A 24,094-nucleotide genomic window follows, 5' to 3' on the forward strand; every position below is an offset into this window, starting at 1 on the left:
CCTAATAAGTTCACTTATGTACATTCTTATCCTTTTTCTTTTTCTTTAGAATTGTCTCAAGACCACTAGATGCATAGGAAAAGGGGGCAACATCATGTTAAAAAGATTTATGGCTTTATCTGCGAGTCTGCTGCTCGTCGGCGGATTACTGGCGGGTTGCGGCGGAAACAACAATGCCGCTAACAATAGCGGAACAGGGAATACTCCTGCCACAGATTCTGGCAAGCCGGTCACGATTAATATGTTCACCGCATCACCCGAGTACACTGATGCTTTTAACGCTTATATTGCCGAGTACAAGAAAGTTAAACCGAATGTGACGATTAATCTGGAGATTATGCAGGCTGACTACAATACGGTGCTCAAATCGAAGATTGCTGCGGGAAGTACACCTGACGTATTCCAGACCACAGCGGGCGGAGATATTGATACCTTTGCGGAGTATAGTGCTGACCTAACTAATGAGCCACTGGCTGCGGCGATGACCGATGCAGTGCGTTCTAACATGAGTTCTTCGGACGGTAAAGTGCTCGGTCTTCCGGTAAAAGGAAATCTATTCGTCCTGATGTACAATAAGAAACTGTTGGCTGACGCTGGGATTACAGAAGTTCCTAAGACAACAGCCCAAATGGACGATGCGATTACTAAGCTTGAAGCTAAAGGCATTACACCTTTTGCCAACGCTTATAAAGAGTGGTGGGTATGGAAACACATCTTCCAACACTTCGTAGATGCGGCAGCCCAAGATGCAGGTACGGATGCTAAGACACTAGTAAACGATTTTATTGCCGGAAAAACCACGATCAAGGATCACCCGGTGCTGTACAATAACTTCTTCACCTTCGTTGATACCACTGTTAAACATGGCACAGACAAACCGCTTGAACGGGACAGCAATGCTGAAGTCAGCGACTTTGCATCCGGCAAAACAGCGTTCATGACGGGTAAAGGCGCATGGGATGAAGAAGCCATTAAGAAAATTACACCGGACTTCGACCTGGGTATTATGGGTTACCCAGTCAGCGACAAGGCTGAACAGTCCCAGATCATTACTGGTGCGGATCAAGCCCTGCGTATCAATAAGGATTCTGCTGTAGCTGCTGAGACTATTGAATTCTTCAACTGGCTGTATACTTCTGAATACGGTAAGAACTGGTTCTCTACAGTAGCTAAGGTTATTCCTCCAATTAAGGATGCTCCTATGCCTGACCTGCAAATGCCAAAAGAAATGGAAGAAATCCTCAAAACAGAGAAATCCGGCGACCTGTCCGTGAACTACTCTCTGGATACCTTCCACCAAAAATTTGGTGAGCTCATGCAGGCTTACATCGGCGGCAGCAAAACTAAGGATCAAGCCATCGATGAAATTCAAAAAGCTTGGATTCAATTCGGATCGGCAGAATAATTAGGTTCAGATCAGGGGCGGGCTCCAAGGTAAGATTCACTTACTGGAGAACCGTCCCTTTTTTACATGTTATATAATCATAAGAAGATACTGAGACAAAGTCAGGAGGTACATTATTGTGAATAGCAAAATGATTGAAATCATTGAAAATGGACTATATCTTACGATTGAAGTTACGGAAGATCAGGATGTTCGGCTGTTGCATTTTGGAGCGGCACCTTTGGAAGCAGCCATAGCGGATAAGAACAAGCAAGGCTTCCGGCTGCTGGAGCTGCAATTATCGGGCGAAGACCGCGCCGAATATCACGGGCGTACACACCGAGCATCCTATCCGGGTCTTCGGATGGTATATGCGGGGCACAGCGATAAAGTGAATGCGCTCGGACGTAAACTGGAGTTTAGCTTGGCTGATCCGATTTCGGGAATCCAGGCAGTGCAGCATTTTCAGTTCTACAAGGGTGTGCAAATCGTTCGAAGCTGGACAGTGCTAAAGAATGCTGGAGAAGCTGAGGTGGCAGTGGAATACATCTCCTCCTTTGCTCTTACAGGTGTAGACAAAGAGGGAGGCGGGGAGCGCAATGATAAGATTGAAGTATCCCTTGCTCACAGCGGATGGCAGAGTGAACTTCAGTGGCGGACCTACCGCCTGCCTGAGCTCGGAATGTATCATTTGGCAGACCGTGGCTCCAAACGAATTGCCGCAAGCAATACAGGCTCTTGGTCAGCAGCGGAACTTCTGCCGATGGCGGTTTTGCATAATAAGGAGAGCGGGACAAGCCTGTTCTGGCAGATTGAGCATAACGGCTCCTGGCATTGGGAGCTGACGGATCAATACGATCAGCTTACACTGCTGGTCAGCGGACCTACAGAACATGACAACCATTGGTGGCTGAAGCTAGCTCCCGGTGAAGAGTTTACCTCGGTGCCGGTAGCCGTGGGTGCTGTGCAGGGAGGATTCCAGGGCGCGGCTGAACAGCTTACGTCATATCGCCGGATGATCCGCAGACCTAATGAGGATAATGAGCTGTTGCGGATTATTTTTAATGACTATATGAATTGCCTATGGGGAAGCCCAACGACTGAGAAGCTACTGCCTTTAATTGATGCTGCCGCAGAAGTAGGTTGTGAATATTTCTGTATTGATGCTGGCTGGTATGCACCCGGAGAGTGGTGGGATGGTGTAGGCCAGTGGGAGCCTTCCAGCGAACGGTTTCCGGAAGGAATTAAATATGTGCTCGACTATATCCGCAGCAAAGGGATGATTCCCGGACTATGGCTTGAGCTGGAGGTTATGGGCATCAACAGCCCGAAGCTTGCGGAGACTGATGACAGCTGGTTTTTCATGCGGCATGGTAAAAGGGTTAAGGACCGTAGCCGCTATCAGCTAGATTACCGCAACCCGAAAGTCATTGATCATGCAAACGGTGTTATTGCGCGTTTGGTTGAGCAGTACGGTGTAGGATACATTAAAATGGATTACAACATCAATGCAGGCATTGGGACAGAAACGGATGCGGACAGCTTCGGAGATGGGCTGCTACAGCATAACCGCGCTTATCTGGCTTGGTTGGACAGTATCTTTGTTCGTTATCCGAAGCTTGTTATCGAGAACTGTTCCAGCGGGGGAATGCGCATGGATTATGCGATGCTCAGCCGACACAGCATCCAGTCAACTAGCGACCAGGAGGATTATGTACAGTATGCGGCCATTGCCGCAGGTTCTCCGGCAGCACTGACACCGGAGCAGTCCGCAGTTTGGTCTTATCCACTGCGCGAGGGGGACGATGAGGAAGTCATCTTCAATATGGTTAATGCGCTGTTGCTTCGTGTACACCAGAGCGGTCATTTAGCGGAGCTTGAACCCCACCGCAGAAGTCTAGTTAAAGAAGCGCTGGATTATTACAAAACCATTCGCAGTGATATCCCACACGCCACACCTTTCTGGCCACTCGGCCTGCCGGACAGTGAGGGCGAATGGGTCAGCCTTGGCCTGCGGCGCGGCGAACGACGGTATGTCGCGGTATGGCGGATTGCCGGAGAAGCTGCAAATGTCCAATTGCCGATAGAAGAGCTGAAGGGACTTGAACCAGCGATCGCCTGTGCCTATCCTCAGCAGCATAGCTCAACCTGGAATTGGGATAAATCGGCAGGGGTTTTGACGGTGGCGCTCCCACCAGGAAAAACAGCGAGATTGTTTGAGATTACTTCGTAAAGCTTGCAGCGGGCCTGCTCCCCTTCAGTCTACTGTTGGGGAGCGGCTGCTGTAACTTGGCTTTTTTCACTGCCTTTCTACTTCGGTCAGGTTTGGCCTAGCTGCTGAAAGTATATTTAGAAAAGGCAATACAATGATCGTTTCGAATTCATTATTTTGAGCGTTGGTAACCAGATGACCTCCGTATTTTTCGGTGACACTTTGAATATTTGTTAAGCCGAATCCGTGAAAAGCGGGATTCTCTTTAAAATTATGCTGCACTATAGTACTATAATTGTTCCGTGAGTTGGTGACTTGGATAAACAATGAAGTATCGGTAGTGAAAATTAGCAGCTGAATGAATCTATCTTCTTTTTTGGGAACTCTTGCAGCGGCGTTTAGAGCATTATCTAGCACATTCCCGATTACGGTACATAAGTCAAACCGATCAATATCAATAGCTTCGGCGTGTATATGAATATCATACTTCATAGCAATTTTGTGTTCACAAGCAATATTTAGCGCGTTGCCAATTAAAGAATCAATTACCAAATTACCTGTTGATAGTTTTGGAGAAGGCTGATGAATTTGACCGAGCATTGAATTGATATGATGGATAGATTCCTGAATCTCATTGTTCTGAATACAAGTCCGGACATATACCAATTGCTTGTTCGTATCATGGATTACTTGTTTGATGCTTGTAAGGGAATGTGCGGTTTTTTCATAGCTGATGTGTTGATAATCCATCTGTTTATGTAATTGCAGATTCTCTTTAGTCAGTTTGGTGTTTTCATTAATTTTACCGAATAAAAGGATGGTTTCTCTAATTAGCAGAATAAGCAACATCACGATGACCATTGATAGATAAAGAGTCATCCTCGTTCTTTGAATTGTGCAATCATATAATAGGCGTAGGCTTCTTTAACCTCTTTTGCCTGAGTACGGCCAATAGGAAACTGCTCTTGATTGTGCATGACTACGGAAGTAGCTGTAAACTTATGGACATGTTCTAGATTAACAATAACGGAACGATGAATAAGCATAAATGGACGGTTTAGTTTACTTATATATTCTGAAATTGTACCTGAAATTATGTAATGCTGCGTTGAGGTAATGATCTTTAGCCGGTTTTTAGCCAAGGAATGTTTGATTTTAACAATCGCAATAATGTCAGAATTTTTGATCACCATATGTCCATCTTCAGTTTTAAACATTAGAAACCTATTTACAGAAGAAACGATATAGTTACATAGCTTTATTATCTTTGCCTCTAAACACTCATAGTCTACCGGTTTAATCAAATAATGGAAGGGTTGCACATCAAAGCTGCTCATTACGTACTGCGGATAGTTTGTCAAGAATATAATTTGAACCTCTCGATCCGGAAATGCACGGATTTTTTTTGCAACCTCGATTCCATTTAATCCTCTCAGTTCAATATCCATTAGAAGTATATGAAAAGGATAACTACTCTGTTGATTATAATAGTGAAGCAATTCCTCACCGCAGGTAAAATATTGAGTCTCGAAAGAGTAAGCCGTGCTTTTCATAAGTCTTGGGAGATATTCCTTTAGCAAATCGTGTTCCTTTTTCTCGTCATCGCATACGGCTATGCGTAACAAAGCCATTCCCCCCATAATTTAATTTGTTAATCTTCAGAGATACCAAAACCTGACACGAAACGTCATTCAGCCTCCTATTCCAACCATTAGCTACCAAATTACCCCAAATATTCTTTTATATGATATATTGATAGCGTTATCAATGTCAAACCGAAGCTTGAAAGTAGAAGAGGATATATTCTATGAATGATAAGGATACCCTTAAAAAACTTATCGGATTATTTAAACCGCATAAAAAGAATTTATGTTTTATTTTTCTGCTCTTAATATTTTCTACTTTGATTAGTTCCATTTTGCCGATGTTCAACAAAATTATTATTGATGAAGGATTTATGAAATCAGATGTTAGAATCATTATTTCAACGGCAATCTACATCTTTCTTTTGTCAATGTTCAGTAGCTTTTTAGATTTGCTCAAAGAAAAACGAAGAATAAAAATAGCTTCAAATATTATCTACTCCTTGCATAAAGCTGCATTTAATCGACTTATGAAAGTAAAAGTGAAATATTTCACTGATAAAAACTGCAGTGAAATTTTAAATCGCGTTAGCACCGATATATCGAATATTTCGCAAATAACGGATGGTAGCATGCTTTTTATTGTTAGTCAGTGTTTTAGTTTGGTAGGAGGAGTTATTGGACTTTTTATCATAAGTTGGGAACTTACACTCATTGTGCTTTTTTTAATCCCTATAGAATATTTAATTTTGAAATCGTTTGCTAAAAAAAGAAAGTCTCTTGCGGAGAAATACATCACGAAGGATGGAGAATATTCGCATTGGTTTGAGGATAGTTTGAACGGTGTGAAGGAAACAAGGCTTTTTAATTTATTCATTTTCAAAGAAAAAGAATTTGCAGACAAGCAAAATCAAGTAATAACCTCCCATATGGGAATCAGTTTATTGGATAATTGGCGGATTACTGTGGAGAGATTTCTAATTGGAGGACTAGTTCTTCTTATATATGCTTCTGGATCGACGATGATATTAGATTCAAAGCTTTCGGTAGGAAGTATATTTGCATTTATTACCTATAGCGCTTATGTGACCACTCCTATCTCATCGATGTTGAATATTGGATACTTATTGTCGGGAATAATGCCTTCTGCCCGAAGGTATTATTCATTGCTTGAGGAAGAAATCGAAGCTTGTGATGTAGAATCCGCCAACTATGATGTGAAGCTACTCAACCCTTTTGGGAGCATTCAGTTTGAGAATGTAAGCTTTGCATATGATACTGAACTGATCTTGTCAAATGTGAATTTCACGATTGGCAGCCATGAGAAAGTGGCCATTGTAGGAATGAATGGTTCGGGGAAGTCTACAATCCTAAATTTAATCCAGAGGTTTTACGAACCACTTACAGGACAAATTTTATTTGATGGAGTGGATATTAAGGCTATTAATTTGAATGAATATCGGGAATTAATTTCGACTGTTAGTCAAGAGATATATCTTTTTGACACAACCATCGAAAATAACATAAAACTTTACAGTGAAAACCATGAGGAGCAGTATAGACAGGCTATTGAGGCTACCCAATTCTTAGAGAAGGATACAAGCCGGTTTGAGGATTATGTCGTAGGTTCTAATGGGAACAAGTTGTCCGGTGGACAAAAACAAAAAATCGCGATAGCCAGAGCATTAATAAAAAGCAGGCCTATGGTGATTTTTGATGAAGCGACCTCCAACCTTGATCTTCACTCTGAACAAGCCATCAACCATCTATTAGATACAGCACTCAGTAACAATACAGTGATTATAGTCAGTCATAGGCCGGAAATTCTGAAGCATGTGGATAGAGTAATCTTTTTAGAAAAAGGTCAGGTCTCCGCTATTGGACTTCATGAGAAGTTGTCTTATACAAATGAAAGGTATCGGCGCATCACACAACAGCATCAATTCGTTTAATGGGTTTACCCTTCGAGTGATTTAAATATCAAATATTGATATTTAGATAAATACGATTTGAAAGGAGGAATAGGCATATGAAACAACTTGTAAAAAGAACAAATGCAAATTATGAAACGTTGGAGGCATATGCAGCTTGCAGTGCATGTCCTTGTTATGCATGTACATGCAATGCCAGCGGATCAAACAAAGCAGCCATGAAACAAGTAACCTATACTGGTAACTCCATGAAGATGACTGCTATTGGAATCGGGTAGTAAGTGCAATCTTAAGTATAGCTAAGAGCAGGATGGCTAAATGGCTTTATTAAAAAAGCTGTCCTGCTTCACTTTTAGAGTGGGGGGAGTTCAGATGCCAGTATTTCATTTATTTGAAACGGTAACGGGAAAATATATGTTCGATGCGAATGCAAATACATTTCTTAAATTAAATGAAAGATCTTATCAGGCTTTGTTGAACTATAGAAATTCAAACTTTGAACAAGTGGAACCGGAGATTCAAAACTTATTTGATTCCGGTTTTTTGGCGGAGAAACAGGATTTTGAGATGATTCATCCCATGAGCGACTCTTTGCAGCACAATTTAAGCAGAAGCGTTGGCTCGATAACTTTGCAGATCACGCAAAACTGTAATTTAAGATGCAGCTATTGCGCGTATTCAGGGAGCTACTTACACAGAGTACATACCAATAAGAGAATGAAAAAAGAGGTTGCTTTGAAAGCAATTAAGTTTTTGATTGAGCACTCCGTAGATTCTCCAATTATTAATATTGGATTTTATGGAGGAGAGCCCTTACTGGAAATGGACTTAATAAAAGCTTGTGTTGCTTATGCCAGAGAACAAAGTGAGGGCAAAGAACTAACGTTTAACCTTACTACAAATGCAACTCTAATTACCGACGAAACCTTAGAGTTCTTATCTTCTAATGATTTTAATTTAACGATCAGCCTGGACGGCGATGAAGTCGCGCATGATAGAAACCGAGTTTTTGCGGTAAATAATAAAGGCAGTTTTCAGACTATTATGGATAATATTGAAAATATCAAAAACAAAACACCAGACTATGTTAATAAAGTGATGTTCAATGCAGTAATTGATCCGAATTCGGATTTTAGCTGTTCCACAAACTTTTTTTCCAACTATGAGACCGTAAAAGACTTTGCTGTTATGGCAAGTGATATAGCAAGTAGCTACAAAAAAAGTGAGTCCTTGATCAATGACAGTTTTATCAAGATGTATAATTACGAAGTTTTCAAATTATTTCTTTATAAATTTGATAGGCTTAAGAAAAAGGATGTATCCAAGCTGGTGATGGAAAGCTTTGATCAAATCCAGGAGAATGTCCATAACAGGCTTAGAATCTCTTTCTATGATGTAAAAAAAGATCATCATTCCGGACCGTGTGTTCCAGGAGTACAACGATTGTTTGTGAATGCTGATGGTGCTCTGTATCCCTGTGAAAGAGTTAGTGAAGCATCTAGTGTAATGAGGATTGGGCATATAGATACAGGCTTTGAATTAAATAATATCCGGAACATACTAAACATTGGAACAATAACGGAGAAAGAATGCAAAGAGTGCTGGGCCTTTAGATATTGCACTTCTTGTGCAATGGCCGCCGATGATATCAGTGAGTTTTCTGCTGCCAAAAAGTTAAGTATCTGCAATAAAGTTAGAGAAAACACTGAGAGTTTGTTTAAAGATTATTGCGTTCTAAGAGAGTTAGGCTACGACTTTGATAAAGAAAAAGTGTAATGGGGGAGACAATGGTGAAAAAAAGAGCAATTGTTTATCCATATCATGCAGATTTCGGTCCGGTCGTCAGATTCTCCAATTTACTGGGCAACTATGAGTTTGTTTCATTAATGGCACCTTTAGGTTTTGGACTGAATGAAAAAGATGCAGCGTACAGCTATTATGGTGAGGATTTGGGTATAAAAGTTAAAGATTCTTTTTCAGATGATGAATTTGATGTGTTAATGATTTGTGAATTTGAATGCAGTTTTGAAAAAGTGGTGTTCCCGACAATTATCAAAGCCGCAGAGATGGGGAAAGATATTGTTCTGCTTAACAGATGTGCTGATCATGAAGTTGAAATGGTAAAGAAGGTATGTCTGAAAAATAATGTGGAACTCACATGTTTTTTTGGAATTGACATTGACAGAACGAAAGTAGAACTTGTTGAGAAAATACTGCTGGATATTAATGTTCCGATAATCTGCGTGGCGAGTCTGATGGAAAAATCCAATAAATTTGATGTTCAGCTTAGCCTAAGGGACTATTTCTTGAAAGAAGGGTACAAAGTAAGTCAAATTGGGACAAAATCTTATTGTGAGATTATGGGATTTCATTCTTTTCCTGATTTTATGTTTAATCATAAAGAAGCGGAGATAGATAAAATATTTCTTTTTAATCACTTCTGTAAATATATTGAATTGAACGAACGACCTGATGTAATGATCATCGGAATTCCAGGCGGGACAATGGTATATAATAATCTGTTTACCAATAGATTTGGCATTACTGCATTCGAGGCGGCTAGTGCAATCCATCCGGATGTCGGTATTATGAACTTGACCTATGATGATTTTAATAGAGAGTTTCTCGATAAGATATGTGTGTCAACAAAGCATAAATTAGGTTTTGATATTGATTGTTTTAATATGTCAAATCATAAATTTGATACGGGCAGAAGCAAACAGGATAAAGAATTGAAGTTTTTTACGGTTGATTCTAAGTTGGTTGATGAAAAAATTGCACAAATATCGCTAGAGTCAAAGGTTCCTCTGTTTAATTCGTTAAATGGGACAGACACTTTGAAATTAGCAGAATGCTGTGAAGCTCTATTGTTACAGGAAAATATGCAAATCGTATAAAAGAAGGGTGATATTTATGGATCTGGATCAAGTGCGTGAACAGATAAACGAAATATTATTCGACGTAATGGGAATGGACAAGATCAAGCTTAATGAAAACTACTTCTATGAGGATTTATTGGGCGAGGCCATGCAGTTCTCACCACGGGATTTGTTGGTTCTATTTGTACATATTGAGGAAAAACTAAAAATACAAATTCCGGAAACCGATATATTAAATGGATGCTTCAACAGCCTAGATCGAATTAATAATACAGTTTGCCGCATTCTACAGGAAAAAAGAATAAGGGAGTTGGTTTAAGTTGTTGAATGTAGCTTCACTCAGTAGCCTGAATCGTGCGGGGGCAACAATGGTAATCCAGAAAAATAAGAGCTCAGAGATTTCATTTCAAGACGCGCTATCGACATCGAGTTCGGAAGCGGTTTTGACGGAATTGGAAAAAAAATTCGACATTAAAATCAATGTGCAAGCCATACCAAAGAGCAATGAAGCAGTGAAAAGGGTATACTCTGGTAGTGTTGGCAAAGGAAATGTAACCATTGCTCCAAATATACTGAATCAGTCGGCAACAGATCCACAAATGCATAAAAGGGTAGAAGCAATTATTCAGGATCATTTTGCTTCCAGCGCTAATGATAAACCCGGTGATGCCAGTGGCGTCATTATACATCCGGATGGAACAGCTACTTTTTGGGTGATTGGTGATTATTTAACACCTGCCGAGCGGGAGAAGATTAATAAAGAAGCAGAGGCAGATAAAAAGAAAATGGCGGAGCAGTTGGATTCGTTGAGTAAATTAAGTAGTAGCACTAGCCTATCACAATCCGGGTTATTTATTGAGAACTCCAATAATGACGAAGCAGATAGCAAGTATTTAAATAGTGTGCTACAAGCTAGTCTGGATTCGATGCTGCGGAAAAAGAATCTGTTTAATTAAATGATTAATAACTTCTTTAATCATGACTACCGCCTGGGTCAATGGATTTGTGACCAATGAGGCGGTTTTATTTTTATCGCTTTGTAAAAGGAGATGATGAACATCAAAGCTAAAGTGAAAATTGCCGTGATAGATGATGGTATCAACGAATATTTGCTTGGAGAACCTGTTGTTCAACAATTGATCTTCAATGATGATTTCACAATAAACAATTATACAATAGACAGACCCGAAAGAATAACTCACGGCACCATCTGTGCAGGCATAATTAAGCACTATTATCCGGAAATCCATATGTATAGCTTGAAGATATTGTCAGAGACCTTAAATGGAAACATTCAGAAGCTGTATAGTGCGCTGGAATGGTGCGTTCAAAATGATATTCAAGTTGTAAATGTCAGCTTGGGAAGCCATTGCTCAGCGGATTTATTAGAAACGCAGAAAGTCATAAACAAGGTTGCAGGTCAAGGCCTAATTATTGTATGTGCCGCAAGTAATCATGATTATATTACATATCCAGCTTCTTTCTCAAACGTTATTGGCGTCAAGAGAGAGGTAAGCGACACGCTACTCGAAGGTGAGTTTTATCTCAATGGTAATATCATCGACGGTATAGAATTTACGGCTTTTGCTAGACACAAATTGAATGGTAAAGAGTGCAGCAACTCGAACAGCTTTGCCGCGCCCATGATTACAGCCAAAGTATGTGAACTCATTGGTAAATCTCACCTAACTAACCTGCAGCAAATAAAACTCATGTTGTCGAAAATGGCAAATAACTATAGGGACGATAAACACTTGTTTATTTGCTATGCTGACCCTGATTGGATGAGTGATATATTAGTATGCTATGTGAATGGAAAATGCAAAATGGACTATCGGAATCTTTGCGTTAACATACACGGTGAAATTGTCGTTCCCTCTGATTTGTCTTATGATGCTGTTGATGTAGCCCTATTGGCTTACAATGAAAATATTGAGACTCTCGTTGTGATCAGCAGAGATCTTTGTCCTGATGATTATGTTGAATTACAGCGGATTGCATCGAGATACAATAAAAATGTAGTGTTTATTGACAATTACCAAGGAAAAGATATGAATAAGATAGTATACAATCAGTGTAATAATATTAAGTTATGGCATAGCGTATTCAAATTACATAACATACACACACTTAACAGCAACCCATTGCTGATCGAAGAACCAATGGTTTCTATTTACATCCCTGCTGACACTGACTTTGAAGTTATTATCTGGTTAAAAGGGCAATTCAAAAATAATAACTATAACAGTTATTTTGCATCGAATCACCCTATCGGAGTTTTATACGGAATAGACTATGTTCCCGAGATAAACTCAGCGCAAACATCTTCCTACTTCTCCTTAATTCTGAACAAGAAAACTTACGATATCGCGATATATGTCTTATTTGGCTATGATATTTTAGATAAAATGGAAACAGATATTGAAATAGATATTCAACCCTTAAATGCTTGCTTTCAAGTAACTTTTGCAGTAGATGGCTTATGTAAGGAACGTATTATCAGTACTAAACAGATTGATGAAACCTTTATAGGAGAACTATATAATTCTATAGTTAATTTACTCTCTTAATGGGGTACAAAAATCATCAAACACTTTGAATACTCTCCATCAATAACATCTTTGCTAGTCCCTCGTTAGTCGACTTCCGGATTCATCGTATTTACACTACAGCGATATCATCAGCCTTGTAATACATGACGACTCGATACACACTTCTCATAGCAAAAAAATCTACTGATATACCCTATTTAAGTTTGACTTACTAAACATCTGGGTAAATGACGGAGTAGCGTTCTTGCTAGTTTTCGACAATTTCCTACTTACTGTGATTGCGGATAAGCGGAGTGACAAGATTTACAAATAGATTAATGAAGGTATTTTAGGGTAGAATTGTCATCAAGTAGGGTTACATTCTGGGCGGATTTTAACATTCCCGAGAATCCCCTATTTTTTTGTGTTCTGACACGGCTTCAAATCTTGGGGCTCAACAGATATCATACATTGTCGAAATTTTGTCGAATAATATCATATAATGTAGAAAAATAATTGACAGGAAATGAATAGAACTTTAGAATTAGGTAGTAGCGTAATCATTACTATCATATAGAAGCGTACATAGCTTTTAGCAAGAATGATTATAAATGTGACTTCAAGGGAGGATGTACGATGATGAAAGCAACAGGCATAGTAAGAAAAGTGGATGAATTGGGACGTATCGTAATTCCTATTGAACTGCGTAGAACAATGGGAATCGACATAAAAGACCCGCTCGAGATTTTTGTAGACGCTGAAAAGATTATCCTTAGAAAATATGAGCCAACTTGTATCTTCTCCGGAAGCTCAGAAAACCTGATCAATTTCAAAGGTAAAATGGTAAGCAAAGATGTTCTTGATGAACTTATTGCAAGCTTTGATAGAGCATAATCCATATACCACATATGATTTCAAAAAAAAGAACCGGTATTACAAGCACAAGATGTGCATGTAATACCGGTTCTTTTTTTATGGTGTACTTTCGAAAGCAGGTTTTATTTAGACTCTAGCACACTTTGGATTTTTTTGATAAAAGCATCATATTGTACGAGGCCTAGCTCCATGCACAACTTCTGGTAGGAAGATAACTTGTAATCTAGCTGGTTCAACTTCTGTTCCAGATCGTCGTACATTGCCTGCTTTTCTATCAATGCTTGCCGAAGCAGATTATCTATGTTCTCTTTGTCCGTCTTTTCTCCAAAATACAGGTGCATAAAAAAGTCAGAACGCAGAACATCTTTTTCGGCTGGTGATTGTAGATAAGCGTGGAACTGATCCAAGCCGGCAGAGGTAATGGTGAATACATTTTTGTCAGGTTTGCCTTCCTGTCGCACAGATTCTTTAGTGATCAGATTCAGCTTTTCCATTTTGCTTAGGGTAGGATAGATCGTGCCATAGCTGGCATCGAAGAAAAATGAGAAGTATTCCTCGAAATGTCGTTTTATCTCGTAACCAGAATGAGGTTTTTCGCTTAAAATCCCCAGAATAACATCTTGTATGTTCATAAATCATTGCCGCTCCTTTCTTTCACTTCCTACCATATCACAACTGCATATCGCTCTCAATTTGAAATGGCATAGCCGGAGTGGCAAACTGTATAATTACGCGTTTACTGGCACGGGCTCTTGTTCTCGTGAGATCCGAGTTTCTTTACGGAGGAAAGTGACAAGTACGCTTAATACAGCAATTGTTGCCCCAATACAGAGTAAATAGAACATATCCTTCCATACCCCGTTACCCCCGATAACCAGGTCGAGCATACCATTAACTGCATAGTAAGCGGGCGAAAAGGGACCGATCCAGTTATAAAAAGGTGAAAGCACATCGCGTGGAATAGTTGCTCCGGACGCTAACATTTGCATGGAGAGAAGGGCAATATTTAGCCAGCCGCCAGCATCCCCGAGGAGCAGCAGACTAAACTGAGCAAGGATCATACAGGAGAGAATTACCGTGAACTCGAACAGCCACATAAGCAGAAAGCCACGATTAGAGTGGATACCGAGTGAGTTAACCATGATAGTTCCCACTAGTGAGATAAGCACGGCCGTTCCACCCATAATGACAAATCGGGCTGCAAAGCGATTCCATTTACTAAATTGTCCAGACAAGTTGGAGGAAGCTTTATGGAGATTCATCGCGAGTAACATAGCACCGGTAAATGAGGCGGTAACGATCATTAAGGGAACCATAGTTTGTGCAAAATTAGTTGTAGGGTTAATGATTTCGACGTTGGCGGAAATGCGGCTGCTTGCAGCACTTTTGATGATCTCCGCTTGTGCTTGCGGCAGATTCATAGCTTCCAAGGTGTGGCTTAGTGCTGAATTACTGCTTTGAGTGTTTATTGCTGCCGTGACTTTAAGTGCTACCGACTGCATCACATTGCTGACCATCTGCGGATTAGATTCATTTAAGAAGTAGTGGAGTTCAGTCTTTGCAGATGGATTACTGATCTGTCCAGTGAACCCTTGGGGAATATTGATAATCATGCGGATTTCTCTATGCTCAAGTGCTTCTTTTGCATTTTCTAGTTGGAGATCCTGTCTGGTTACGAACTGAAGTGATCCTGCAATCCCATCGACTATAGGCTGGCCATTTGTACCATCCTCATTAACAATAGCAATGGGCAACTGATCTACCCGATCCGTTACATGATCGTACCCTGTAATCCAAATTAAGCTGAAAAAAACTTGGAACAACAGTGCAGTTATAATTCCAATGATGGTAGCAGGCTGCTTGAGGAAGCGCATGATTAATGGATTTGACATGGTTATTTCTCCTTTATATTTCAAACTATAATATTACAGATTGAAATATAGCATAACGAAATATAAACTGCAACAGAAAAAGTTAAGAGCATGGACATTACAAAGCGATTTCATATATCATAGGGCTTGTACTGGAAATATCGCACAGATGAATGTCTTACCTGAAGCTGAACAGAATGGGGAGGAACAACAGATGAGTAACGAAGTACAAGGAACGGAACAAAACGCGGTTCATGCGAAACTGAACAAGCCAGAAGCGATTGTATTTGATATGGATGGAACATTGTTCCAGACTGAAAGTCTTTTATTGCCTGCATATCATAAAATGTTCGATATTTTGCGGGAAGAGGGACTATACGTAGGACCTACACCACCAGAAGAACGTATTCTAGGCTGCTTAGGGATGTTGCTGGCAGACATTTGGAAGAATGTTATGCCTGAAGCAGATGAAGCCGTGCACCGCCGGGCGGATGAATTGCTCCTGCAGCTGGAGATTGAAGGGCTTGAAGCCGGAGGCACGCTACTGTATCCACAGGTGGTTGAGACACTGACAGCGCTTAAAGAGCGTGGAGTGAAGCTGTTTGTGGCTAGCAACGGGCTGGAGGATTACATTCACAGCATCGTTGTGGTGCATGAGCTTAAGGAGTTGTTCGAAGGATTGTATAGTGCGGGAGGTCAAGGCACTGCGACTAAGACCGAGCTGCTACGCATTCTTTTGGATAATCATGGTATCAGCAGTGCCTGGATGGTTGGGGATCGTTCTTCAGATGTTCAGGCAGGTAAAGGAAATGGCCAGACCGTAATCGGCTGCGCCTATGCAGGCTTCGGCCGTCAGGATGAGCTGAAGGGCTCTGATGTCATTATTACCTCCTTCGACGAATTGGTTGACTTATACGACAACGCAACGATTAGTGAATAAGAACTTACGATGGGGAGTTTGCTTAGCTTACAAGCAAGCACTTGATCACATAAAAGACAACCTTCTTGAAGAAGGTTGTCTTTTTATTGAAGTCAAAAAGATGGTGCTTCAGTTGAAAGAAATCGGTATCGTCGTCAGGCAGCAAAGATATATACATAAATAAAGGGAGTAATCCGATAAAAAATGGAGAAGGAAAATCTGGAAGCCGAGAAGCGAGCCAAGGGAGCATAAATATGGTAATGAGTTTCTTTTTTATTGCTTTAAGTGCTGCGATTGGAGTGGGGATGTGGTTTTTAGTTATAGGTATAGTCTTTTCTATTGGTGGAGGGAGCCTATTTGTAACTCATTATGATTCCTTGTTTTTTTATAGTGCTGTTCTTTTGTTGTGCATTGTAAGTTATCTATGGTTTATAAAACATCTATTTGAAAAAAAATTGGAGCTATTGCTCCTTATCTGTGTGGGTACCACAATGCTCTTTTTTTTCCTTACAGGTTGGCTTAACTAATCATATGGGGGGAGGACAGGCAATTTATCTTATCTTATTAATACAATTTATTCTGACTTAATATTAATTAATCAAAGTAAGAAATGAAATTTAAATAACATAAAGGGTTCTAAATGTTTTGCATGCCTAATATGTAAACCCTTCATGTTAAACTATCGTTCTCTGTTGGTTAAATTACCAATCGGATTCATTTAATTTAAAAGAAGTGATTCAATAAATGGCTCTATGTCAAAGGGTTCAGTCGTTGTTTCGTATCTACCGTATACATGACCGTTTCTATCGATTAAAAACTTCGAGAAATTCCACTTCATCCCATTGCCGGCATATATGTCCGGATACTTTTCCTGCAGAAAATCCTGCATCCACTTACCGCCTGATGTCTCAGTATCGAATCCTTGAAATGGTGCTTGCTGTGTTAGATATTGAAATAAAGGATGGGCAGAGGGACCCCTAACCTCAACTTTCTCAAATAACGGAAACTTAACTCCAAAGTTGCTCTCACAATATTCATGTACTTCCGAGTTGCTTTCTGGCTCCTTCTCGTTGAATTGGTTACAAGGAAAACCAAGTATTTCAAACCCTTGCTCATGGTGAATTTCGTAAAGTTTTTGAAGATCAGGTAATTGGCGAGAATAGCTGCACCTACTGGCAGTGTTCAAAATAAGCAGAACTTTTCCATGATAAATGGACAATTCAACAGGCTCACCATGAATTGACTTTGCTTGAAAATCATAAATAGACATCAGATCATCCCTCCACGTAATTATTATAAATCACATAATAGCGCTATAGGCGTTTATTGGTCTAGTATATAATAGGAATAATATTTATAGTATTAACCTATAATGAGTATGTCTCCACTATAAAAAGCCGCTTGAATTTTTATTTTTGCGCTTTTAACCAATGAGCAGTTTCCCTCTTATCCTTCAGGTTACTTTGAAAATAATTCTAAGAGTATCAGCAACGAAAATTCCCCAAACGTAATCATTTTGATTGAATTATCCTGCTCGCCGTCGTATTGATTCAAGGTTGGCCATTATACCGCTTTCACCACGGCGTTCGAAGACTAAAAGAAGCGTGCTCCTTAATGGAGACACGCTTCTTGACCTGTATGATAATTGCCGCGGCGGTACTTACTGCTGCTTGGCGTACCATTCGGAAAATTGTTTTTGGTATTCAGCGATATATTTGTCTATTCCCGCTGCTTTTAGTCTGTCTAGCGCTTTGGGGAAGGCGGTGTCATAATCACTGAAGCCGCTTCCGATCGGAGCGAGGTATTCAGTGAATACGCCGTTCAGCTTCGTTTCTTCATTCTTGACGGGTGTATTGTCAAAGTTGAAGCCGGCACCTTTGGAAATGATGGCTCCATCGTCCCAAGCTTTATATTCTGCAATAAACTCATCCGGTACCGTGTTGTCGAAACGCATGAAGTTTTTGTTCATCAGCAGCCAGTCGGGGATCAGCGAATCAGTAGTTATTTTGGTCAAACGCCCGTTTTCATCCAGCGTATAGTCTGTTCCTTCTATCCCGTAGGCGAACAAGTCGTACAGCTCCTGGTTTTTTTGCAGCAGATTGAAGAACATAATATAACGTTCAGGGTCTTTAGCTGCGGTGGAGACAAAAAAGGCGGTGCTGTAAGTGCCGCGGCTGATTTTTGGACGGCCGCTGCCGAGGAAATAGTTGACCAGTTTGGCATCAGGCACTGCTTGTGAGATGGTTGCCGCACCTTCGAATGGGCGTGCTGCTGTGCCGGCCCAGAACATCGCTTTTCCGGAGTTCCAGTCAGACTGCAGCTGTGGGACATTGGTGGCGGCATATTTTGGAATGATTCCTTTTTCATACCAGCCGTGCATAAGGTTCGCATAACTCTTGAACTCTTCGGTTTCAAACCAGCTAATAATTTGATCATCCTTCACAGACTCATCCAGGGCAATAAAATCATTTTGCCAATAGAGGTTTTTGTCCGTGTAATCATATTGTAGGAGTCTGCGTGCATCGGTGTTAGCGTACCCGATCAGTTCGGGATGAATGGCATGGACCTTATCATAGAACTGCTCTAGTTCTCCCAGTGAAGTGACCTGTGTCATGCCGGCTTCTTCAAGCAAATCCTGTCTAACTAGCGCACTGTAGAATTCCGCAGAATTCGGTTTGTTGCCGACGGGGATCGCATACTGCTTGCCTTCCAGCTGAAAGGCTTTGAAGGAGGCCTCGTCCACATTTTTACTCAACTCAGCGGCTGCATCGGCATACGGAGTGAGGTCGGCATAAAGCCCCTTTGCCACAGATTTTACCATGTAATTGGCATCTGTATAAGTTGCGAAGTCTTCTCCCGTAGACAGCATTAAATCAGTTTTACCGCCGCCATATTCGGTCCAAGGAAGAAACTGAAATTCAACCTCAGCATTGATTTCTTTCTTAATAGTGTCGTAGAACGATGTCTTCGCTAGTTCCTTCATCCGGTTGGACTCATCCCCGTACAGCACAATTTTCAATTTGGCAGGAGCCAAGGCGCTGCCGTCTTTACTACCGCTATCCGTAGAGGAAGAGGTACCTTCATTTCCAGTTCCAGAACTATGGGGAGCGCTTTCATTGTTGCCCTGAGCACAGCCGCTTACCAAGAACACCGCAGCGAGGAGCAAACTTAACCAACCTTTTTTCTTTTTCATGATGAACCCTCCTGAAATAGAATCATAATGTTTGAGGCATCTATTGCAAAGGCCGTGCTCCCTTAAGTCCCATTGTACATCAAGAAGTAGGGGAGCATAAACCCGGTGCAACCGAACATAATATGGCATCTTTGCTGGAAATTAGCCTTTTACTGAACCTACGATAATGCCTTTGACAAAAAAGCGCTGGAGAAAAGGATATAATATGGCGATTGGCAAAACGGTCAGACAGGTCATTGCCATTTTGGCTGTCTCCAGTGGCGGTGCGATGATAGCTCCACCAACTTGAGCAGCATTGCCGGAAGCCAGGAACTGAATGTTCGCCATCATGTTGTACATCAAATATTGGATCGTATAGAGATCCTGATCGGATACCAGCATTAGTGGCAAATAGAAGTCGTTCCAGAATTGCAGTGCGTAAAAGAGCGAAATGGTTACCAGTCCGACGCGGCCCAGCGGAATCATAATGCTGAAGAAGATCCGCAGATGTCCGGCACCATCGATTTGCGCAGATTCCACGATTTCATGCGGGATGCTGCGGAAATAGTTAGCCATGAGAAACATCAGAAAGACGCTTAGCACATAAGGGATGAACAGGCCGATGAGCGTATCGCCCAAATGATAATATTTGGTGCTAAGCAGATACCATGGCAGCGTTCCTCCGCTGAACAGCATTGTAAAATAGGCGAAGAAGGCGAAGAAATTTTTGAGCCGGAAGCTTTTAACGGAAATGACATAAGCGTAAGCGGTGGTCACCAATACGGCCGATACGGTACCCAGCACCGTAACGATCACCGACATGGAATACGCCCGCAGAATCTGCTGTGCCTTCGAGCCAAACAGGAATTCATAGGTTTCAAAGGTAAAGCCTCTGGGCCAGAACGAATAGCCTTCCGCGGCGATTCTGGATTCGGTAGATAAGGAGCCGGATACTGCCAGAATAAACGGCGCTAGACAGATTACGGAAAATACGGCAATACAGATGTAAAAGAAAATGAGCAGGCCTTTGTTTTCGGTAGTTTGCATCTTATCAGTCTCCTAAAATAGTTTGCTGTCTTTGTCATACCAGCCGGCTAATTTGTTGGCCACCAGCACCAGAATGAAACCAAAGACGGATTGATAGAGCGTGATGGCAGAAGCAAAGCCGAATTCTCCGGAACGGATGGCTGTGCGGTATACATACACATCGATAATGTCGGTAGTCGGCAGAAGCAACGGATTCAGGAACGTTACCCCCATAATCATACTGAGGTCGCCTTTCAGCATGCCCCCGATGCCCAGCAGCGTCATCAGAATGATCGACGGAATCAGCATTGGCACCGTAATTTTGGTGATAATCTGCCATCTGGAGGCACCATCGATTCTTGCAGCTTCATAATAGGAAGTGTCGATGCCTTGCAGCACCGCATAATAGATGATGGCGCCGTAACCAGCGCTTTTCCAGATATTCGCTAGCACGAGAATGATTACGAACAGCCAAGGGCTGGAATACCAGTCAACCTGGGAGAAGCCGAATGTCTGGAGCAACTGGTTCATAATGCCTTTGTCGTAATCCAGCAGGGAGAACAGAATGGCTCCGATAATAATCCAGGAAATAAAATACGGGAAAAACATGACGCTCTGCGTGATTTTGATAAACCATTTGCTGCGCAGCTCATTTAGAATAATGGCGATGGCCACTGAAAAAAACGTGCCGGTTAGCATATACAGCGCATTTAACATCACCGTGTTGCGTGTAGCCCTAAGAGAATCTTCCATACTAGAGAAGAAAAACTCGAAATTAGAGAAGCCGGCCCACGGGCTGCCGAAGATTCCGTCGTTGAAGTTGTAATTTTTAAAGACGAGAATCAGACCACTCATCGGCAGATAAGCAAAAAGAATTAGAATGATGATTCCCGGAAGAGCGAGCAAATAAAGCGAGCTGTCCTTCCTTAGGGATTTACGGAAGCTCTTGGCTTTGGCCGTCCTGATTCCCGGACTTGGCATTCCTTGTGTCTCCGATGTAGCCTCTTGCATCATTAACAGTCCACTCCTTTATACTAGCGTTGTCATTTCCGTCCCTTGTTTTAGGAGAACGCTTTACATGAAAATCATAAATCCACCCGGAATGTAAACGCTATCATAATAAACGGAAAAAAGTTAAAAAAAGCGGAAAAGGGCAGCTTAAAAAAACGAAAAAGACAGAACTTTTTTGTTTTTAGGGTGCTCAAAAGCCTGATTTAAAGAGGGATTTCATAGTATAGGCCGGCGCGAGGGCTATTCATTGAAAGTCAAAAAGGGGATGTCTCCGGCTATGAAAATGCTGCCGGGACATCCCCTTTGTTCCTTACTTTTAGCGGGTCAATCAGGAAGATTCTGTTTCTGCAAAATATGATTCATTCTCCATTTAGAAGGTGTAACCCCATAACGCTTTTTGAACTGGGTTGTAAAATAGGTGCTGCTGTTGTAGCCCACTTTCTCGGCAATTTCCCGGATATCCAAGCCAAGCTCAGTGACTAATAACATCTGCGCCTGCTCCAGACGCAGCAGGTTAACGAAATCGGGAAAGCTGCAGTTTACTTCGTCGGCAATAAGTCTACTGAGATAAGCGGGACTTAGCGATAGCTTGTCAGCAAGGGCATTAAGGGAGAGCCTGGAGTCATCATAATGATCTCTGATATAACAAATGGCTTCACCAGCAAAGCTCTTGGTCTGTACAGCGCTCATGCTGGCAATGCGCTCGTGGGCGGTATAACAGCTGTCTACAATCCAATTCCATAGCTTGTCATAGCTTTGGATCTGCCAGATATGCTGGTAATTATCTAGAAAGCCGGAATGCTGGACGTCTGCATTAAGCTCAGCCGTGCGGCTGAGCTCAAAGACCAGTCTCGATAAAGCGATGGTGGCAGGCTCGACGCGGTAACTGCAGGCTACTGCCAGCAATCTCTCCACTGCCTGCGGAATATGGTTCGAGAGTTCCGTCTGCTTAACGGCTTGCAGTACCGGTTCAAGGGCACTGTCGGGCATTGGGCTGCTGTTCAGGTGGATCGTATCATCGGCAAAGATGATGTTCTGCTGCACATGAAATTTAATATATTGCAGACAGTCCGCAGCCTCATTGTATTTAGCCCTCAGTAGGTTTAAATCATCCGTCAGCCCGCTGATTCCGAAGGCGCAGCAGGCTCCGGAAAGCTGTAGCTGAGCGGCGGTTTCTTCCCATTTGCCGCGGTACAAAGCGTAATCGCCGAAGCTGCCGCTGTGAAGCTCGCTCAGAATAAGTACAGCAGTGCCCTGATGCGGGCGGAAGGATTGAATGGCTGCAAGTTCACAGAAGGCATGTTCAATCTGTTGTATGTTTTCCTCAAAAGTATGCTGGAAGTCGGAGTCTTCAGGTTGTTCGGGCTCCAGAGCGGTCAGCACGCATACACAATATGCTCCCCCAGCAGCGGCTATGCTCATCAGGGGTGTCCCGCTGTTCTCCGGTGTTCTCTGCGGGGAAAGCAGCCACCGCATCAAGGCGCTATCATCGCTTTCTTTTTTTAGCTGCTCCAGCTTAACGCCAATCTGTTCGAGCTCCTGGCTTACGGTATCGAAATCGCCACCGGTTTTCAGCGCTTCTTCATTGCCAGATAGATGAGCGATATTGCCGAACAACCGGCCGATTGGCTTATACATCCGCCGCGAGATCAGGTTGGCGGTTATAGATGCGGCGGCAATCAAGGCCAAGCAAAGGCCAGTCATCAGATTACGGGCATTGGAGATATCACGGATGCTATCCTTGTAGGAAGTTTCCGACACAAACCACAGCTTGTCCGCTGCAGAATATACATAGGTAATCAGCTGTGGCTCTTCACCTCCCTTATAGACAAAAGAGCCTCTTTCTGAGGTGGAGGACACCACCTGCTTTAACATGCCCTCTTCCAGAGGGATGTCAGATAATGCACTGTGCATGAGCACAGATGCTTTTCCGTCAAGCACAGCGTAACGGGTGGCTTCGCCTTCTTTTTGCGTAAACAGATTATTCTGCAGCTTTCCCAAATTGACGGTCAGTGCTACCGCACCATTATATTCGCTATTCACAAACGCCCGGTCATTATAAAACACGGTGAGCAGGGTAATGGGGGTACCGGTATTCAAGGTTGCCTCCCACAGAAACGGTGATTCAACAATGATGTTATCCCGCATTCTCGAGAATAGCTCCAGCTTGGATTCAGGGCTTAGTGGAAGGTTTTCGAACATGGCAACAGGCTCATCCACTCCCATGATGTAGGCGTTCTCCATATATTGGTTCACAACCAATGCTCCGCGGATTTGGCTTAAGGCACTGTACAACTGGTCGCTCCAGCTGGTATCGCCATTCATCATGAGCGCGTTGATGTTTGGATTCCTATAGAAGTCCATAGCGTAGTTCTGGACGATCTCTTCATAGTTTGTAAAAACGGTTTCAGTATTCACCAGTACATTTTGGTTCGCCTTGTTGACATTATCTATCGTAATATTCCGGTACCAATAAAAGATCACTACAGCCAGTACTAGAATACAGCAAACTGAAATCGCGGTTAGGCTCATAAAAAAGCGGGAGTACAATTTCTTTCTTTTTCCCAAGCTGCTCACCCCTTCAGGTAAATCCTATTACACCCATTCTAGAGGGAAAGGCTATTAGCTGACAAGGAGTGAAATATGGGCAATATAGCATGAAAGTATAAAAATGAAGAAATAGAACATAGAAAATACAA

Annotated in this window: 20 protein-coding genes; 11 read left to right on the forward strand and 9 right to left on the reverse strand. The window is 41.9% G+C overall.

Going from position 1 to position 24,094, the window contains the following annotated elements; all coding sequences use genetic code 11:
- Nucleotides 1-94 precede the first annotated feature (94 nt).
- A complete protein-coding gene (locus NST40_RS08885; protein ID WP_342410600.1) occupies nucleotides 95-1,405 on the forward strand; it encodes a sugar ABC transporter substrate-binding protein in 1,311 nt (436 codons plus the stop codon).
- Nucleotides 1,406-1,535: 130 nt separating this feature from the next.
- On the forward strand, nucleotides 1,536-3,617 hold the full coding sequence (locus NST40_RS08890; protein ID WP_076276446.1) for a glycoside hydrolase family 36 protein: 2,082 nt from the start codon (nucleotides 1,536-1,538) through the stop codon (nucleotides 3,615-3,617).
- A 66-nt stretch (nucleotides 3,618-3,683) separates the two neighbouring features.
- Here the strand turns inward: NST40_RS08890 and NST40_RS08895 are convergent, their stop codons facing one another.
- Nucleotides 3,684-4,475: a GHKL domain-containing protein gene (locus NST40_RS08895; protein WP_081387445.1), complete on the reverse strand. Its 792-nt coding sequence runs from the start codon at nucleotides 4,473-4,475 to the stop codon at nucleotides 3,684-3,686.
- Entirely contained in the window at nucleotides 4,472-5,221 is a 750-nt protein-coding gene (locus NST40_RS08900; protein ID WP_342410601.1) for a LytTR family DNA-binding domain-containing protein, read from the reverse strand. Before NST40_RS08900 ends, NST40_RS08895 begins: the two co-directional genes overlap by 4 nt.
- A gap of 182 nt (nucleotides 5,222-5,403) precedes the next feature.
- On the opposite strand from NST40_RS08900, the gene NST40_RS08905 reads away from it, so the two are divergent.
- From NST40_RS08905 to NST40_RS08940, 8 genes are all read left to right on the forward strand, one after another.
- Nucleotides 5,404-7,131 (forward strand): ABC transporter ATP-binding protein, encoded by a 1,728-nt coding sequence (locus NST40_RS08905; RefSeq protein ID WP_076219788.1) that lies wholly within the window; start codon nucleotides 5,404-5,406, stop codon nucleotides 7,129-7,131.
- Between the two features lie 77 nt (nucleotides 7,132-7,208).
- Nucleotides 7,209-7,388, forward strand: a complete 180-nt coding sequence (locus NST40_RS08910; protein WP_036684027.1) for a CLI_3235 family bacteriocin precursor — start codon at nucleotides 7,209-7,211, stop codon at nucleotides 7,386-7,388.
- Nucleotides 7,389-7,428: 40 nt separating this feature from the next.
- Nucleotides 7,429-8,886 (forward strand): Cys-rich peptide radical SAM maturase CcpM, encoded by a 1,458-nt coding sequence (ccpM, locus tag NST40_RS08915; RefSeq protein WP_218640429.1) that lies wholly within the window; start codon nucleotides 7,429-7,431, stop codon nucleotides 8,884-8,886.
- A gap of 11 nt (nucleotides 8,887-8,897) precedes the next feature.
- On the forward strand, nucleotides 8,898-10,007 hold the full coding sequence (locus NST40_RS08920; RefSeq protein WP_076276435.1) for a TIGR04066 family peptide maturation system protein: 1,110 nt from the start codon (nucleotides 8,898-8,900) through the stop codon (nucleotides 10,005-10,007).
- A 16-nt stretch (nucleotides 10,008-10,023) separates the two neighbouring features.
- Entirely contained in the window at nucleotides 10,024-10,308 is a 285-nt protein-coding gene (locus NST40_RS08925; RefSeq protein ID WP_036684022.1) for a hypothetical protein, read from the forward strand.
- Nucleotide 10,309: 1 nt separating this feature from the next.
- Nucleotides 10,310-10,945, forward strand: coding sequence for a DUF6033 family protein (locus NST40_RS08930; RefSeq protein WP_076219791.1), 636 nt, complete (start codon nucleotides 10,310-10,312; stop codon nucleotides 10,943-10,945).
- 93 nt (nucleotides 10,946-11,038) lie between these two features.
- Nucleotides 11,039-12,559, forward strand: a complete 1,521-nt coding sequence (locus tag NST40_RS08935; protein WP_081387442.1) for a S8 family serine peptidase — start codon at nucleotides 11,039-11,041, stop codon at nucleotides 12,557-12,559.
- Between the two features lie 597 nt (nucleotides 12,560-13,156).
- Nucleotides 13,157-13,414, forward strand: coding sequence for an AbrB/MazE/SpoVT family DNA-binding domain-containing protein (locus NST40_RS08940; protein WP_036684015.1), 258 nt, complete (start codon nucleotides 13,157-13,159; stop codon nucleotides 13,412-13,414).
- Nucleotides 13,415-13,518: 104 nt separating this feature from the next.
- Here NST40_RS08940 and NST40_RS08945 read toward each other — a convergent pair whose 3' ends face one another.
- Complete coding sequence (locus NST40_RS08945; RefSeq protein ID WP_036684013.1) at nucleotides 13,519-14,028, reverse strand: PadR family transcriptional regulator; 510 nt, start codon at nucleotides 14,026-14,028, stop codon at nucleotides 13,519-13,521.
- A 96-nt stretch (nucleotides 14,029-14,124) separates the two neighbouring features.
- Nucleotides 14,125-15,288: an ABC transporter permease gene (locus NST40_RS08950; protein ID WP_076276434.1), complete on the reverse strand. Its 1,164-nt coding sequence runs from the start codon at nucleotides 15,286-15,288 to the stop codon at nucleotides 14,125-14,127.
- A 193-nt stretch (nucleotides 15,289-15,481) separates the two neighbouring features.
- On the opposite strand from NST40_RS08950, the gene NST40_RS08955 reads away from it, so the two are divergent.
- Nucleotides 15,482-16,207, forward strand: coding sequence for an HAD hydrolase-like protein (locus NST40_RS08955; protein WP_076276445.1), 726 nt, complete (start codon nucleotides 15,482-15,484; stop codon nucleotides 16,205-16,207).
- Nucleotides 16,208-16,904: 697 nt separating this feature from the next.
- Here the strand turns inward: NST40_RS08955 and NST40_RS08960 are convergent.
- The 5 genes from NST40_RS08960 to NST40_RS08980 all read right to left on the reverse strand — a co-directional run bounded on the left by NST40_RS08960 (nucleotide 16,905) and on the right by NST40_RS08980 (nucleotide 23,963).
- Entirely contained in the window at nucleotides 16,905-17,456 is a 552-nt protein-coding gene (locus NST40_RS08960) for a glutathione peroxidase (RefSeq protein WP_076276432.1), read from the reverse strand.
- A 390-nt stretch (nucleotides 17,457-17,846) separates the two neighbouring features.
- Nucleotides 17,847-19,379: a DUF3502 domain-containing protein gene (locus NST40_RS08965; RefSeq protein ID WP_076276431.1), complete on the reverse strand. Its 1,533-nt coding sequence runs from the start codon at nucleotides 19,377-19,379 to the stop codon at nucleotides 17,847-17,849.
- Nucleotides 19,380-19,520: 141 nt separating this feature from the next.
- On the reverse strand, nucleotides 19,521-20,405 hold the full coding sequence (locus NST40_RS08970; protein WP_038569639.1) for a carbohydrate ABC transporter permease: 885 nt from the start codon (nucleotides 20,403-20,405) through the stop codon (nucleotides 19,521-19,523).
- A 12-nt stretch (nucleotides 20,406-20,417) separates the two neighbouring features.
- Nucleotides 20,418-21,398, reverse strand: coding sequence for an ABC transporter permease subunit (locus NST40_RS08975; protein ID WP_081383729.1), 981 nt, complete (start codon nucleotides 21,396-21,398; stop codon nucleotides 20,418-20,420).
- A 321-nt stretch (nucleotides 21,399-21,719) separates the two neighbouring features.
- The gene (locus NST40_RS08980) at nucleotides 21,720-23,963 is read right to left on the reverse strand and encodes a helix-turn-helix domain-containing protein (RefSeq protein ID WP_076276430.1); all 2,244 of its coding nucleotides are present in this window, start codon (nucleotides 23,961-23,963) and stop codon (nucleotides 21,720-21,722) included.
- Between the last annotated feature and the right edge of the window lie 131 nt (nucleotides 23,964-24,094).

It is taken from the genome of Paenibacillus sp. FSL R10-2778 (assembly GCF_038593035.1).
In the GTDB taxonomy this organism is placed as follows: Bacteria; Bacillota; Bacilli; order Paenibacillales; family Paenibacillaceae; genus Paenibacillus_AQ; species Paenibacillus_AQ odorifer.